The 15,049-nt window shown below is 75.9% G+C and carries 12 protein-coding genes; 3 read left to right on the top strand and 9 right to left on the bottom strand.

Annotated elements, in window-relative coordinates:
• Positions 1-152: 152 nt before the first annotated feature.
• The gene (locus ABD345_RS34215; protein ID WP_344557977.1) at positions 153-1,238 is read right to left on the bottom strand and encodes a prephenate dehydrogenase; all 1,086 of its coding nucleotides are present in this window, start codon (positions 1,236-1,238) and stop codon (positions 153-155) included.
• Between the two features lie 209 nt (positions 1,239-1,447).
• Between ABD345_RS34215 and ABD345_RS34210 the strand changes: the two genes are divergently transcribed.
• The 3 genes from ABD345_RS34210 to ABD345_RS34200 are packed head-to-tail and all read left to right on the top strand — an operon-like array spanning position 1,448 to position 5,551.
• Positions 1,448-3,565, top strand: a complete 2,118-nt coding sequence (locus ABD345_RS34210) for a DUF4139 domain-containing protein (protein ID WP_344557976.1) — start codon at positions 1,448-1,450, stop codon at positions 3,563-3,565.
• Positions 3,562-5,139 carry a mucoidy inhibitor MuiA family protein gene (locus tag ABD345_RS34205; RefSeq protein ID WP_344557980.1) on the top strand — a complete coding sequence of 526 codons (1,578 nt, stop codon included), beginning with the start codon at positions 3,562-3,564 and terminating at the stop codon, positions 5,137-5,139. Before ABD345_RS34210 ends, ABD345_RS34205 begins: the two co-directional genes overlap by 4 nt.
• Before the next feature lie 49 nt (positions 5,140-5,188).
• Positions 5,189-5,551, top strand: coding sequence for a DUF952 domain-containing protein (locus ABD345_RS34200; RefSeq protein ID WP_344557975.1), 363 nt, complete (start codon positions 5,189-5,191; stop codon positions 5,549-5,551).
• 77 nt (positions 5,552-5,628) lie between these two features.
• Here ABD345_RS34200 and ABD345_RS34195 read toward each other — a convergent pair whose 3' ends face one another.
• The 8 genes from ABD345_RS34195 to ABD345_RS34160 all read right to left on the bottom strand — a co-directional run bounded on the left by ABD345_RS34195 (position 5,629) and on the right by ABD345_RS34160 (position 15,047).
• Positions 5,629-6,606: a helix-turn-helix domain-containing protein gene (locus ABD345_RS34195; protein WP_344557973.1), complete on the bottom strand. Its 978-nt coding sequence runs from the start codon at positions 6,604-6,606 to the stop codon at positions 5,629-5,631.
• 215 nt (positions 6,607-6,821) lie between these two features.
• A complete protein-coding gene (locus ABD345_RS34190) occupies positions 6,822-8,162 on the bottom strand; it encodes a pseudouridine synthase (RefSeq protein ID WP_344557971.1) in 1,341 nt (446 codons plus the stop codon).
• Positions 8,162-8,758, bottom strand: coding sequence for an SMC-Scp complex subunit ScpB (gene scpB / locus ABD345_RS34185; RefSeq protein WP_380276496.1), 597 nt, complete (start codon positions 8,756-8,758; stop codon positions 8,162-8,164). Before scpB ends, ABD345_RS34190 begins: the two co-directional genes overlap by 1 nt.
• Positions 8,759-8,952: 194 nt before the next feature.
• Positions 8,953-9,753, bottom strand: a complete 801-nt coding sequence (locus ABD345_RS34180; protein ID WP_344557967.1) for a segregation and condensation protein A — start codon at positions 9,751-9,753, stop codon at positions 8,953-8,955.
• Between the two features lie 26 nt (positions 9,754-9,779).
• Complete coding sequence (locus ABD345_RS34175) at positions 9,780-10,244, bottom strand: hypothetical protein (protein WP_344557965.1); 465 nt, start codon at positions 10,242-10,244, stop codon at positions 9,780-9,782.
• A gap of 41 nt (positions 10,245-10,285) precedes the next feature.
• Positions 10,286-11,347 carry a ParA family protein gene (locus ABD345_RS34170; RefSeq protein WP_380276494.1) on the bottom strand — a complete coding sequence of 354 codons (1,062 nt, stop codon included), beginning with the start codon at positions 11,345-11,347 and terminating at the stop codon, positions 10,286-10,288.
• A gap of 450 nt (positions 11,348-11,797) precedes the next feature.
• The gene (gene ald / locus ABD345_RS34165) at positions 11,798-12,913 is read right to left on the bottom strand and encodes an alanine dehydrogenase (protein WP_344557960.1); all 1,116 of its coding nucleotides are present in this window, start codon (positions 12,911-12,913) and stop codon (positions 11,798-11,800) included.
• Between the two features lie 238 nt (positions 12,914-13,151).
• Positions 13,152-15,047 (bottom strand): tetratricopeptide repeat protein, encoded by a 1,896-nt coding sequence (locus ABD345_RS34160; RefSeq protein ID WP_344557958.1) that lies wholly within the window; start codon positions 15,045-15,047, stop codon positions 13,152-13,154.
• Positions 15,048-15,049: the final 2 nt, after the last annotated feature.

Genomic DNA, 15,049 nt, shown 5'->3' with positions numbered 1-15,049 from the left:
CGCGCAGCGGTCCCCCTACTCCCGGACCACCCACCCGCGCTCCCGCAGCCCCGCCGCCAGCGCCCGCGCCATCGCCGGGGCGACAGCGAGCTGCACGCGACCGCCCCGCCCCCCCTTTTCCCGCCACCCCGAAGCCCCGCGCAGCGGTCCCCCTACTCGCGGACCACCCACCCGCGCTCCCGCAGCCCCGCCGCCAGCGCCCGCGCCATCGCCGGGGCGACAGCGAGCTGCACGTGGCCGACCTGCTGGCCGGTCGAGTGCTCGATCGTCACGTCCTCGATGTTGACCCCGAGCGCGCCGACCTCGCCGAAGAGGCGGCCGAGCTCGCCGGGCTGGTCGCCGAGGACGACGGTGACCGTCTCGTAGCGGGTGGGCGGTGCGCCGTGCTTGCCGGGGATGCGGGCCTGGCCGGTGTTGCCGCGGCGCATCACGGCCTCGATGCCGGCGGCGCCCGCGCGCCGGGTGTTCTCGTCGGCGGCCTGCAGGGCCCGCAGCGCGGTGACGGTCTCGGCGAGGTCCGCGGCGAGGTCGTCGAGGACGTCGGCGACGACGCCCGCGTTGGCGGAGAGGATGTCGATCCACATCGCGGGGTTGGAGGCGGCGATCCGGGTGACGTCGCGCACGCCCTGCCCGGAGAGCCGGACGGCGGTCTCCTCGGCGTGCTCCAGCCTGGCGGCGACCAGCGAGGAGAGCAGTTGCGGGGCGTGCGAGACCAGGGCGACGGCGCGGTCGTGGTCGGCGGCGTCCATGACGATCGGCATGGCCCCGCAGAGGGCGACGAGTTCGAGCGCGGCGTTGAGCGTCTCGGTGTCGGTGTCGGCGGTGGGCGTGAGCACCCAGGGGCGGCCCTCGAACAGGTCGGCGGTGGCGGCGAGCGGGCCGGAGCGTTCGCGTCCGGCCATCGGGTGCGAGCCGATGTAGCGGACGGTGTCGAGGCCGAGGGCGCTGATCTCGCCGCGCGGTCCGGCCTTGACGCTGGCGACGTCGGTGTAGCAGCGGGCGAGGCCGCGCCGCTGGCAGTCCGCGAGGACCTTGCCGACCAGGGCCGGGGGGACGGCGATGACGGCCAGGTCGACGGGGCCGTCGGCGGGTTCGGTGGTGCCGGCGCCGAGCGAGGCGGCCGTGCGGGCGGCGTCCTGGTCGGCGTCCTCCAGGTGGACGCTGATTCCCCGGCGGGTGAGGGCGAGCGCGGCGGAGGTGCCGATCAGTCCGGTGCCGATGACGGCGGCTGTGCGCATGACGGCTTCTCGTCTCCCGTGCGGTGTGCCTGGCATGCCGTGGCACACCACTGTCGCTCCATCCTCTCGTACGCCCGCGCGCCCCCGCACACCGCCTCGTTCCGGCCCGGCGGCCCGACGCGCAGCGGAAATCCGGGTGCGGTGACGGGGGTTGGGTGCAGACTGGGCGCCCGGGTCCGGGGTGCGGGCCAGGCGGCGAAGGGGGCCAGGTGACGGGGCAGCGGGCGGTGTGGGAGTCGGGGTTGGACTCGGTGGTGGTGCACGCGGTGGGGGCGGTGTGCCGGCGCCGGGCGTCGGGCGTGCTGCCGGCGGACGGCCGGGTGCGGGTGGCGGGGCTGCCGCGGCCGGCGGTGCCGGGGTCGCTGCGGGTGCGGGTGCTGTCGGGTGGCGGCCGGGTGGTCGAGGCCCGGTTGGGCTATCCGGCGCGGGTCCGTGACGAGGAGGAACTCCCGTCCTGGGAGCGCGAGTTGGATGAGCTCCGGGCCCGCTTCGAGTTGCTGCTGGAGCGCCGGGACCGGCTGGCGGAGCGGATCGCCGAGGTCGCGGCGCTGCGCGCGGTGCCGCCGCAGCGCGGTCCCGAGGGCGGCGAGCACCGGCGGGCCCCGGCCGACGCGGTGCTGGCGCTGGCGGATTTCGTGGACACCCGGCTGGAGGTGCTGCAGGAGCGCTCGGTGGAGCTGGCGGAGGAGCTGCGGCTGGCCGAGCACGCCTTCCGGGTGGCGGCGGTGGCGGCGCACGGCCGTTCCACCGCCGAGCGTCCGGGCGGGGTGGAGTCGGGGGCGTGCGCGGACCTGACGGTGCTCGGCGCGGGTCCGGTGGAGCTGGAGGTGGAGTACGCGGTGCCGGGCGCGGTGTGGGTGCCGACGTACCAGTTGGCGCACCGCCGGGGCGAGCGTTCGGCGCGGCTGGTGCTGCGGGCGTCGGTGGCGCAGCGGACGGGTGAGGACTGGTCGGGGGTGCGGCTGGCGCTGTCGACGGCGAGCCTGGCGGGTCCGGGCGCGCTGCCGGAGCTGGCCTCGCTGCGGATCGGGCGCCGGCAGCCGGCGCCCGCGCCGTCGGGGTGGCGGGCGCAGCCGGCGGGCCTGGCGGGGTTGTTCGACGACTGGCAGGAGGCGCAGCGTTCGAAACCGGAGCCGCCGCGGCTGCCGGTGCTGGTGGCCGCTGCGGGGGGCGCGGCCGGTGCGGCGGCGGGGGCCGCGGCGCCGCCGCAGCCGTCCGCACGGCGGGCCCGTCCGGGCGGTGCCCGTCCGGCGGGCGGTCCGCGGCCGGTGGGCGGCCCGCCGGGGTCGGGTTCGCCCTTCGAGGGGACGCCCCGGCAGGCGTCGGCGCCGATGCTGATGCCGATGGCGGCGGCCGCCCCGCCGCCCCCGCCGCCGGGCCCGGTGCCGCCCGGTGCGGTGTACGGCTTCGCGGGAGCCCCGCCGGCCGCCCCGCTGTCGTCGTCCGTCCCGGCCCCGGAGGCCGCGCCGGCGGACCCGCGCCCGTCCGCCGACCAGTTGGACTACGCGGCGCTGGTGCTGGCGGGCCCGGACCGGGCGCCGCAGCGCCGGGGCCGGCTGTTCCCGGAGCCGGCGCCGGAAGGGGCTCCGGGGTCGGAGCCGTCCCGGCCGGGCGGCGCCCAGCCCGCCGCGGCGGAGGAGGTGGGCCGGCTGCCGCTGCCCCGGTACGGGTCGTGGCCGCGGGTGTCGGCGGGTTCGTTCGACCACCGCTTCGACGCGCAGGCCCCGGCGACCGTCCCCTCGGACGGGGTGTGGCACACCGTGGCGGTGGCGGAGCTGCCGGTGGGGGTGCGCACCGGTTACGTGTGCGTGCCGTCGGTGGAGGAGGCGGTGTACGGGGTGCTGGAGCTGTCGAACGCGACGGCGCACGCGCTGCTGGCCGGCCCGGTGGAGGTGACGGTGGACGGCGACTTCCTGCTGACGGCGGGGCTGCCGACGCTGGCGCCGGGCGGGGTGCGGGAGTTGGGCCTGGGTCGGGCGGAGGAGGTCCGGGTGGCCCGGCACAGCGAGGTGCGGGAGTCGACGTCGGGGGTGCTGAACTCGACGACGGTGCTGGAGCACTCGGTGCGGATCGAGCTGGTGAACCGGCTGCCGCACGAGGCGTCGGTGGAGGTCCGCGAGCGGGTGCCGGTGCCGGGTGACGCCGAGGTGCGGATCGAGGAGCGTCCGGGCTGGTCGGCGCCGGCCGAGCCGTCCGACGGGGTGCCGTCCTCGGCCCGGATCCGCCGGGTGGTGGTGCCGCCGGGAGGTTCGGTGGAGCTGACGGGCGGTTATGTGATCCGTATCCCGGCCGGTAGGGCCGTGGTCGGCGGGAACCGGAGGAGCTGAACGTGTACGAGGAGACGATCGCCCTTCCGGTGACCGCGGTGACCTGTCTGGAGGACCGGGCGCAGCTGGAGCGGACGGCGGAGCTGGAGCTGTCGCCGGGCGTGCACCGGCTGCGGCTGGGCCCGGTGACGGCGCTGGCGGTGGACCGTTCGCTGCACGCGGCGGTGCTGGACGGGCTGGGCGCGCCGACCGGCGCGGCGAAGGTGCTGGACGTGCGGCTGGTGCGGTCGTGGCAGCCGCCGGCGCCGCTGCCGCCGGGGCCGGACGACTCGGCGCTGCTCCGCCGGGTGCACGACCTGGAGCGCGAGCAGTTGGCCGAGTCGCACCGCCAGGAGCGGCTGCAGGCCCGGCTGGCGCTGCTCGGGCAGCTCGCGGCGGACCTGCTGCGGGAGATCGGCGAGGGTGCGGGCCGCGGCGAGCTGGAGCAGGCCCGGTGGTCGCGCGAGCTGGACCGGGTGGACGGGCAGCGCGAGTCGTACGGCGAGCGGCTGCGGGCCTCCCGGCTGCGTTCGGTGGAGCTGGCCGCGGAGCTGGCCCGGGCCGAGGAGGCGCTCGACCTGGCGGAGCGGGAGCCGGCCGAGCTGCTGGCGTTCGTGGAGCTGTCGGTGGAGTGCGCCGAGCCGGGCCGGTTCCTGGCCCGGGTGGGCCACCTGGTGGCGTGCGCGCTGTGGCGTCCGGCGTACCGGGCCGAGCTGGTGGGCGGCACGCTGCGGCTGGAGAGCGACGCGGTGGTGTGGCAGCGCACCGGCGAGGACTGGTCGGGGGTGCGGTTGACGCTGTCGACGGCGCGTTCGGCGCTGGCGGGCGAGCCACCGGGGCTGGTGGAGGACCGGCTGGTGCTGCGGGAGCGTTCGGCGCAGGAGAAGCGGACGGTGGAGGTGGAGCTGCGCGAGCAGGCGGTCTCCGACGCCGGGCCGCTGGAGCCGGGCCTGCCGGGGGTGGACGACGGCGGCGAGGTGCGGGTGCTGCGGGCGCCGGACCCGGTGTCGGTGCCCGCGGACGGGCGGGCGCACCGGGTGCCGGTGAGCGCGTTCGAGACGGCGGCGCGCAGCGAGTTCGCGGCGGCGCCGGAGCTGTCGGAGGCGGTGACGGAGGTGGTGTCGTTCCGCAACGCCTCGGGGCACGCGCTGCTGGCCGGCCCGGTGGACCTGGTGCGCGGCTCGGGCTACACCGGCCGGGGCGCGCTGGAGTTCGCGGCGCCGGGCGCGCCGGTGCGGCTGGCGTTCGGCTCCTCGGACGGCCTGCGGGTGGTCCGGGAGGCGGACGAGCGCCGCGAGGGCGCGGGCCTGGGCGGTCAGCGCACCCTGGTGACCCGCACGGTGCGGCTGCACCTGTCGCGGTTCTCCGGCCCGGACGAGCACGCCGAGCGGACGGTGGTGCTGCGCGAGCGGATCCCGGTCTCCGAGGTGGCCGAGGTGCAGGTGCGGCTGCGCAAGGAGCACTGCTCGCCGCCGCCGGACGAGCTGGACGCGGAGGGCATCGCCCGCTGGGAGGTGCCGCTGCCGCCGGGCGGCCGGCGGACGGTGACGCTGGTGTACGAGATCGCGGCGACGGCGAAGGTGGCGGGCCTGTGAGCGGCGCCGGTCCCCGTCCGGGGCGCTCCGCGGAGGGTACAAAAGACTCATGATCTACCACCTCGCCCCGCTGGACGACTGGCTGCGCGACCCGGGCCGGCCGTACACCGCCGCGTCGCTGCTGACCGAGGGTTTCCTGCACTGCTCGCCGGACGAGCCGACGGCGCTGGCGGTGGCCAACGCGTTCTTCCGGGACGCGCCGGAGCCGCTGATGGCGCTGCTGATCGAGGAGCGGCTGGTCGAGCCGATGGTGAAGTGGGAGGCGGCCACCGGCGGGCCGCCCCCGGGCGCCACCGCGGGGGTGCTGTTCCCGCACATCTACGGCCGGCTCAACCGGACGGCGGTGCTCGGCCTGGAGAAGGTGGAGCGCGGCCCGGACGGCCGCTGGGCGGGGCTGCGCCCCTGGAGTTGACCGGGCGGGGCCGCCGCACGGGCCGCAGGGGGCGCACGGGCCCGGGACGGGCCGTCAGCGGCCCTCCCGGCGCGGGGTCAGAGCCAGCCGCGCTCGCGGGCCGCCATGCCGGCCTGGAAGCGGGTGGTGGCGCCGAGTTCGCGCATCAGGCCCTGCAGGCGGCGCTGGGTGGTGCGGGCGCTCCAGCCCAGCGAGCGGGCGATCGACTCGTCGGTGAGCCCGGCCGCGAGCAGGCCGAGCAGCTTGAGGTGGTCGGCGTCCGGGCCGGGGCCCTCGCCGTCGCCGAGCACGGTCTGCAGTGGGACGGCGCGCTCCCACTCGGCCTCGAACAGGGCGTCCAGGGCCTGCAGCAGCGCGGAGGGGTGGATCACGTAGGCGGCGTCCAGCACGCTGTCGCCGACGCTGATCGGGATGATCGCCATCTTGTCGTCGGCCATCATCATCTTCATCGGCAGCACCGGGCGGACCCGGGCCTCCTCGCCGTCCTCGACGCCGGTGAGGATCTCCTGCTCCAGCCGTCCGGGCCAGGCGATCGCCTCCTTGTCGAAGACGGTGCGGATCCGCACCCCGGACTTGAGCTTGGCCCGCTGCCGGGGCTGCTCCACGGTCGGGTCCTGCACGTAGGGCGGGCAGTCGAAGCCGCGGATCTGGTACTGGCTGGTCTCGATCAGGTGCTCCAGGCGCTGGGCTATCGCCTCGCCGCCGGTGAGCACCTCCACCGAGTGCGCCGGGTCGGTGTACCGGGAGGCTTCGCGGAAGGCGTCCATCAGCCGGTGCATCTCGGCGCGGGCGGAGCGCAGTTCGGCCTCGCGGTGGCCGATCAGGGTGCCGATGGCGACGTCGGGGGCGACCGAGAGGTAGCGCTCGCGGTCGACCGGGGCCCGGGTGGCCATGCCCTGCTCGGCGAGCCGGTCCAGGGCCTCGCGGCACTGCTCCAGGGTCAGGCCGCAGTACTCGGCCAGTTCCTCGGCGCTGGACTGCGGCGCGACGACCAGCGCGGCGTACACCTGGCCGTCGGTCAGCCCGAGGCCCAGCACGGTGAATGCGTCCAGCATGGTGGTGGTTCCTTCCCCCGCCGCCCGGCGGCCTGACGCGGTGGCGCACTTCCGCCACGCGCCGGGGCGGACTTCGGTGGCAATCTTCTGCCACCGGGCGGAACGATGGCAAGGGCGTGCGGTGTGCCTCACATGTCAAGTGCCGTCGCGGGCCGGTCCGCACACGCGCCGGAGCCCGTCCCCGGTTGGGGGGACGGGCTCCGGCGGGCGGGCTGTTAGAGCCCGACCTCGCGCATCAGGGTGCCGACCTCGGGGTTGGTCAGGCGGCGCAGCCAGCCGGACTTCTGGTCGCCCAGCGAGATCGGGCCGAACGCGGTGCGCACCAGCTTCTCGACCGGGAAGCCGACCTCGGCCAGCAGGCGGCGCACGATGTGCTTGCGGCCCTCGTGCAGGGTCACCTCGACCAGGTAGTTCTTGCCGAGGTTGGAGATCACCTTGAAGCTGTCGGCGCGGGCCCAGCCGTCCTCCAGCTCGACGCCCTTGGCGAGGGTCTTGCCGAGGTCGCGCGGCAGCGGGCCCTGGATCGCGGCGAGGTAGGTCTTGGTGACGCCGTACTTGGGGTGGGTGAGGCGGTGGGCCAGCTCGCCGTGGTTGGTGAGCAGGATGAGGCCCTCGGTCTCGGTGTCCAGGCGGCCGACGTGGAACAGCCGGGTCTCCCGGTTGGTCACGTAGTCGCCGAGGCACTGCCGGCCCTCGGGGTCCTCCATGGTGGAGACCACGCCGGCCGGCTTGTTGAGCGCGAAGAACAGGTAGGACTGGGTGGCGACGGTCAGGCCGTCCACCTTGATCTCGTCGTTCACCGGGTCGACCCGGCGGCCCTGCTCCAGCACGGTCTCGCCGTTGACGTCGACGCGGCCCTGCGCGATCAGCTCCTCGCAGGCCCGGCGGCTGCCCATGCCGGCCCGGGCGAGCACCTTCTGCAGGCGCTCGCCGTCCTCGCCGACCTCCTTGCCGGGGCCCTCGTGCCGGGCCAGCACCCGCTCCTCGATCCGGCCCTGCAGCTCCCGGGAGCGCTGCGGCTGGCGCCGCGGGTCGCCGGGCGCGCCCTGCCCCTCCCGGCGCGGCCGGGGCGCCGCCCCGGGCTTGCGGGAGTCGTACGCCCCGCGGCCGGGCGTCGCGTTCGGCCCGCCGCCGTACTCGGGGCGGTCGTACCTGCGCTCCTCCGGACGCGGCTGCCGACGCTCCTCGCGCCGCTCGCCGCCGCGCCCGTACGAGCCCGAGCCGGACCCGGAGCCCGACCCGCCGCGCCCGCCGCCGTACGAGCCCGAGCCGGAGCCCGACCCGCCGCGGCCCTGGCCGCCGCCGTACGAGCCCGAGCCGGAGCCCGACCCGCCGCGGCCCTGGCCGCCGCCGTACGAGGAGCCGGAGCCGCCGCCGTACGAACCGCCGCCGCGCGAGGAGCCCGAGCCGCCGCGGCCGCCCTGGCCGCCACCGCTGCCGTAGGACGGCGATCCGCCCCGGCCCCCGCCCTGCTGGCCGCCTCGGCCGCCCTGCCCGCCCCGGCCCTGCCCGCCGCCGCTGTTCCTGCCGTTGCCACCGTTGCCACTGCTACGCATCAAAATGTCCGTACGTCGATATCCGTCTGGTCGGCCTGGTTCGGCCTCGGCCCTTCCTGTGCGGCGGCGACCGCCTGCGCGATCATCGTGCCCTCCAGGGACTCCGCTTCCACGTCGTCGACCTCGGGCAGGAAGGGCGCGAGCTCCGGCAGCTCGTCCAGGCCGCGCAGCCCCATCCGTTCCAGGAAGTAGTTCGTCGTCCGATACAGGATCGCTCCGGTCTCGGGCTCGGTGCCGGCTTCTTCGACCAGTCCTCGCTGTACCAGGGTACGCATCACGCCGTCGCAGTTCACACCACGGACCGCGGAAACCCTCCCGCGCGACACCGGCTGCCGGTAGGCGACCACCGCCAGCGTCTCCAGCGCGGCCTGGGTCAGCCGGGCCTGCTGCCCGTCCAGGACGAACCGTTCGACCGCGGCCGAGCAGGCGGCGCGGCTGTAGAAGCGCCACCCGCCGGCCACCTGCCGCAGTTCGAAGCCGCGCCCCTGCGCGGTGTACTCGCCCGCCAACTCCCGCAGCACGGCGGCCACTTCGTCCACGGGCGCGTCCAGCACGGCGGCCAGCCTGGGCTCCGCGACCGGCTCGTCGGCGACCATCAGCACCGCCTCCAGCGCCGCCCGCAGCGGCAGCTCCCCCGAGGCGGGCGCCCCGCCGGGGGGCGGCCCGTCGGGCAGCGCCAGGACGCGTTCCACCGGTTCGACGCGCACCCCGTCCGGGTACGCCGACTCCTGCCACTCCCCGGGCCGGGGGGCGCCCGGCAGGCCCAGGGACCGCCGGGCGGGCCGCTCCGTCATGCCGTTCCGCCTTCCCCGCCGCCCGCCGGGCGGTCGAACTCGTCGGTCACCTCGACCCGCTGCCCGGCCCCGGCCGTCCAGCGCACCAGCAGCTCCTCCAGGGCCAGCGGCTGCTCGAAGTCCAGCGCCCGCTCCCGGTACAGCTCCAGCAGCGCCAGGAAGCGGGCCACCACCACCAGGGTGCTCCCGGCGTCCGCGACCAGCTGCCCGAAGGTGGCCGTGCCGAGCGCGCCCAGCCGCTCGGCGACCAGTTCGGCCTGTTCGCGCACGCTCACCGGCGGCACGTGGATGTGGTCCACGTACACCACCGGCTTCGGCTTGGGCGCGAACGCCTTCGCGGCGAGCCGCGCGAACCGCTCCGGCCCGACCGCCAGCACCACCTCGGGCAGCAGCCGCGCGTGCCGCGGCTCCAGCGCGACCGTCCGCGGCCGGCGCAGCGCCTCGTCCTCCCAGCGCTCGGCGAACAGCGCCGCGACCCGCTTGTAGGCCCGGTACTGCAGCAGCCGGGCGAACAGCAGGTCGCGCGCCTCCAGCAGCGCCAGGTCCTCCTCGTCCTCGACCTCGGCGACCGGCAGCAGCCGGGCCGCCTTGAGGTCCAGCAGCGTCGCGGCGACCACCAGGAACTCGGTGGCCGCGTCCAGGTCCCACTCCGGGCCCATCGCCCTGATGTGCGCGACGAACTCGTCGGTGACCTTCGACAGCGCCACCTCGGTGACGTCGAGCTTGTGCTTGGCGATCAGCCCGAGCAGCAGGTCGAACGGCCCCTCGAAGTTCTCCAACCGGACCTGGAACGCCATAACGGGTCATTCTGGCAGACCGCGGCTCAGCGGCCGCGCAGCCTCCGCACCAGGATCGACGCCTCGCCGCGCTGTTCCAGGTCCGCCAGGACCACCGCGACGGCCTCCCGGACGACCCGGCCGCGGTCGACGGCCAGGCCGTGCTCGCCGCGCAGCACCAGGCGGGCGTGCTCCAGGTCCATCAGTTCCTCGGCGGACACGTACACGGTGATCTTCTCGTCGTGCCGCTCGCGGCCGGAGGGCCGCCGGGCCCGGCCGCGCCCGCGCACCGTGGCCGGGGCCGTCCTGCGGGCCTCCGCGGGGTCCTCCGCGCGCCCCGCGGGGGCCGCCGGGGCGGCTTCCGGTCTGGCGGCCGGCACGTCCGGGGCGCGCGGCGCGGGAGGGGCCGCCTGGCCGTCCCCCGGGGGTTCCTGCCCCGCGGCGGCGGGGCCGTTCGCGGGGCCGGGGCCGTTGCCGTTGCCGTTGCGCGCGAGCGAGGGCGACAGGGCCATTCCGCCGGTTGACCGGAACAGTTCGTCGGCCCCCGGAAGGCTCACTCGGCGGGGCGGCACCGGTCGAGCACCTCCCTGGCGAGCTGGCGGTAGGCGGCGGCGCCGACCGAGTTGGTGGCGTAGGTGGTGATCGGCTCGCCGGCCACGGTGGTCTCCGGGAACCGGACGGTCCGGCCGATGACGGTGTGGAAGACGTGCTCGCCGAACGCCTCGACGACCCGGGCCAGCACCTCGCGCGAGTGCACGGTGCGGGAGTCGTACATGGTGGCCAGGATGCCGTCCAGCCGCAGGTCGGGGTTGAGCCGCTCGCAGACCTTCTCGATGGTCTCGGTGAGCAGCGCGACGCCGCGCAGCGCGAAGAACTCGCACTCCAGCGGGACGATGACGCTGTGCGCGGCGGTGAGCGCGTTGACCGTCAGCAGGCCCAGCGAGGGCTGGCAGTCGATGATGACGTAGTCGTAGTCGGGCAGCAGCGGCTTGAGCGCGCGGGCCAGCGCCGACTCGCGGGCGACCTCGCTGACCAGCTGCACCTCGGCGGCCGACAGGTCGATGTTGGACGGCAGCAGGTCCATCCCGGGGATGGCGGTCTTCAGCAGCACCTCGTCGGCCGTCAGGCCCCGCTCCATGAGCAGGTTGTAGACGGTGACGTCCAGCTCCATCGGGTTGACGCCGAGGCCGACCGAGAGCGCGCCCTGCGGGTCGAAGTCCACCAGCAGGACCCGGCGGCCGTACTCGGCGAGCGCCGCGCCCAGGTTGATGGTGGAGGTGGTCTTGCCGACGCCGCCCTTCTGGTTGCACATCGCGATGATCTGCGCGGGGCCGTGCTCGGCGAGCGGCGCGGGGATCGGGAAGTACGGCAGCGGGCGGCCGGTCGGGCCGACCCGCTCGCGGCGCTGGCGGGCCGCGTCGGGGGCCAGGGTGGCGGCGTACTCGGGATCGGGCTCGTACTCGGCGTCCGGGTCGTCGTAGGGCCCGTAGCCGAGCTCGTTGTAGGCCAGCCCGTACGCCGCGAAGTCGGCGTCGTAGTCGGTGGCGGCTGCCGCCGCGCTCTGGCGGGCCTCGAAGGTGCGGACCGCGACCGAGCCGACCTCCTGCGCGCCCACCGTGGCCTGCCGGGCTTCCTCGTTCGGCTGCCCGGCGGAGAGCTCCGCCAGTCCTGGCTGACCACCCCCGGGAGCAAATGTCGACTCATTCACAAGTCGTCTTACCTCCTTGGACATCCAGGACTCTATGTCGATTCGTCAGCGTGGCAGCATGCCAACGGTTTGCGACTCTAGGCCGTTTCGGGCATTGGCAGCAACACAATCCACGGTAGTGGGCCGCTTGTGTCGGCCGTTCACCCACCCCGTGTCAAGGGACGACCCTAACGTTTCCGCGCGGGCGCCGGGCCGTGAGGGCCCGTCAGGTGTCCTTGTCGACAGAGCGGGTGACAGAGCGCACCGGAATTGACCGCCGATGGTCACCCGGGGGTCACCCGCCCGTCCCCGCGGGCATGCCGAAGCCCCCGGCGCGAAGGGGAAGGACGGCCGGGGGCGACAGCGGATGAGGGAACGTCAGGCGAGGACGGTCTCCAGCGGCACCGACTCCAGGCCGAACGCCTCGGCGACGGCCGGGAAGGTGATCTGGCCCTCGTGCACGTTCAGGCCCTTGGCGAGCGCGGCGTCGCGGCGCAGCGCCTCCTTCCAGCCCCGGTTCGCCAGTTCGACCACGTACGGCAGGGTCGCGTTGGTGAGCGCGTAGGTGGAGGTGTTCGGGACGGCGCCCGGCATGTTGGCCACGCAGTAGAAGACCGAGTTGTGGACCTGGAAGGTCGGCTCGGCGTGCGTGGTGGGGTGCGAGTCCTCGAAGCAGCCGCCCTGGTCGATGGCGATGTCGACGAGCACCGAGCCCGGCTTCATCTTGGCGACCAGCTCGTTGGTGACCAGCTTGGGGGCCTTGGCGCCCGGGATCAGCACGGCGCCGATCACCAGGTCGGCCTCGACGACGGCCTTCTCCAGCTCGAAGGCGTTGGAGACGATCGCCTTGACCTTGGTGCCGAAGACCTTGTCGGCCTCGCGCAGCTTGTTGATGTCGCGGTCGAGCAGGGTCACGTCGTAGCCCATGCCGATGGCGATGGTGGCCGCGTGCCAGCCGGAGACGCCGCCGCCGATGACGACCGCCTTGGCCGGGTGGGTGCCGGGCACGCCGCCGGGCAGCACGCCGCGGCCGCCGGCCGGGCGCATCAGGTGGTAGGAGCCGACCTGCGGGGCCAGCCGGCCCGCGACCTCGGACATCGGGGCGAGCAGCGGCAGCGCGCCGTTCGGCAGCTGCACCGTCTCGTAGGCGATCGCGGTGGTGCCGGAGGCGACCAGCGCGTCGGTGCCGGCCCGGTCGGCCGCGAGGTGCAGGTAGGTGAAGAGGGTCTGGCCCTTGCGCAGCCGGTGGTACTCGGAGGCGATGGGCTCCTTGACCTTGAGGATCATGTCGGCCGCGGCCCACACCTCGTCGGCGGTGGGGAGGATGGTCGCGCCGGCGGCCACGTACTCCTCGTTGGGGATCGAGGAGCCGAGACCGGCGTTGTCCTCGATGACGACCTCGTGTCCGTTGCGGACCAGCTCATGCACGCCGGCGGGCGTGATGGCCACGCGGTACTCGTGGTTCTTGACCTCGCGGGGGATGCCGACCTTCACGGCTAACACGTCCTCTTGCCATGGGAAATACCTACCGGGGAAGACCGGCGGCGACGCACACGGAGGCACAACGGACAGGCCGGTGCATAGATCTATGCGCGACTGAGTTCGAGTGTAATGAAGCCAAGTCGGCGTGTCAGCCTTCCAAAGTGACCAAATCAGTCGGACACATTGGCAGGTTCGTAGGCTTGCAAGCGCTTCAAGGCCACATTGCAGGGCGAACTCCGCACATACGACACTACTCCGAAAGCGGACGCGAGCCCTCCCGGCCGAGGTGCCGCTGGAGCCGCGCCGCCAGCCCGGCGACCTCCCGCTCGCCGGGCCCGTCACCGGTCCGGCGCAGCACCGCGGCCGCCGAGCGGTACTCGCGCAGCGCCTCCTCGAAGCGCCGCAGCCCGGTGTGCGCCTCGGCGAGGCGCACCAGCAGCCGGGCCTCCGCGGCCTGGTCGCCCAGCGCCTGCCGCAGCACCAGCGCCCGCCCGTACGCGTCGGCGGCGCGCAGCGGGTCGCCGAGCGCCCGGTGGCCGTGCCCCACGCCCTCCAGCGCCCGGGCGCAGCCCGCCTCGTCGCCCGCCCCGCGGGCCAGCTCGACCGCCCGGCGGTAGCGCTCGCCCGCCTGCTCCCACCGGCCGGCGGCGGCCTGCAGGTCGCCCAGGTTCAGCAGCGCGGCGGCGGCCCGGCGCGGGTTGCCCTGCCGCTCGGCGACCTTCAGCACCGACTCGTGCAGGGCGTGCAGGTCCGCGGGCGCGGCCTCGCCGGTCAGCGGCAGGGCGCGCAGCAGGGCGGTCACCAGGCGGCCCGCCGAGCCGTCCAGGTCCCCCTGGCCGACCGCGTCGGCGACCGCGGCCAGCAGCAGTTCGCGCTCCCCCAGCAGCCAGCCCTCGGCGTGCGCGGCGGTGCGCAGCCGCAGCGGCCCCGGCAGCGGGTCCGGGTTGGGCCCGGCCGCCGGGTCCAGCAGCAGCCGCGCCGAGTCGACCAGCCGCACCAGCCGCTCCAGCAGCCGGGCCCGGGCCAGCTCCACCTCGGACGGCCGGTCCAGCTCCCCGCGCAGCTCCACCAGCCGCCCGTACAGCCGCCCCGGGACGCGGTAGCGCTCGGTGCCGTCCGCGGCGTCCGGCTCGCGCTCCAGCAGCTCCAGCTCGGCCAGCGCCGCCAGCGCGGCCCCCGCCTCCGGGGCCGGGCAGCCCACCAGCGCCGACGCGGTGCGCAGGTCCACCTGCTGCCCCGGCGCCAGCGTGCACAGCCGCAGCAGCCGGGCCCGGGCCGCGGGCAGCCGCCGGTACGCCAGCTCGAACGCCCCGCGCAGCGGGTCGCCCTCCACCACCGGCACCGTCTCCCGCTCCGGATCGGCCGGCCGCACCGGCCCCTCCACCGCCACCGGTGCGGGCGGCGGGACGGCGTGCAGCCGGGCCGCCGCGTCGGTCACCGCCAGCCGGGGCTCGGTGCGCAGCCAGCCCGCGACCAGCCGCAGCGCGGCCGGGCGGTTGGCGCACGCCTCGGCCAGGTCGGCGGCGCCGACCGGGTCGCAGGAGATCCGCGTGCCGCCGACCAGCTCGCCCAGCAGCTCCACCGCCGCCCGGTGGTCCATCCCGCCGAGGATCACCGGGTCGATCCCGTCGATGCCCATCAGCGGCCCCGAAGTGGTCGCCAGCAGCAGCGCGGAGGTCTTCTCCGCCAGCAGCGGCCACACCTGCCCGGCGTCCTTGACGTCGTCCAGCAGCACCAGCACCCGGCGCTGCCCGAGCGCGACCCGCAGCGCCTCGCAGGCCGGGTCCTCCTCCGCCGCGCCCGGCAGCAGCGCCGCGCCGGGGCTCTCCCCCAGCTGGTCCAGCAGCATCCGGGCCGCCCGCCCGGCCCCCACCCGGCCGCCGTCCGGCGCCGACAGCCGCGCGTACAGCAGCCCGTCCGGGTAGTCCCCGGCCACCGACCTGGCCCACCGCACCGCGAGCGCGGTGCGCCCCGAGCCGGGGCGTCCGGCCAGCACCAGCAGCCGTCCCCGCCCCTGCGCGGGCCGCCCCGCGGCCACCGTCAGCGCCGCCAGCTCCCCGCCCCGCCCGGCGAACGGCCGGGCACCCGCGGGCAGCACGTCGAAGATCCCGGCCGCCTCGGCCACCGCCGCCGTCTTCCTCGCCACCC

It is taken from the genome of Kitasatospora saccharophila (assembly GCF_039529925.1).
GTDB classification, from domain to species: domain Bacteria; phylum Actinomycetota; class Actinomycetes; order Streptomycetales; family Streptomycetaceae; genus Kitasatospora; species Kitasatospora saccharophila.
This window is presented reverse-complemented; position numbering and strand designations above follow the sequence as displayed.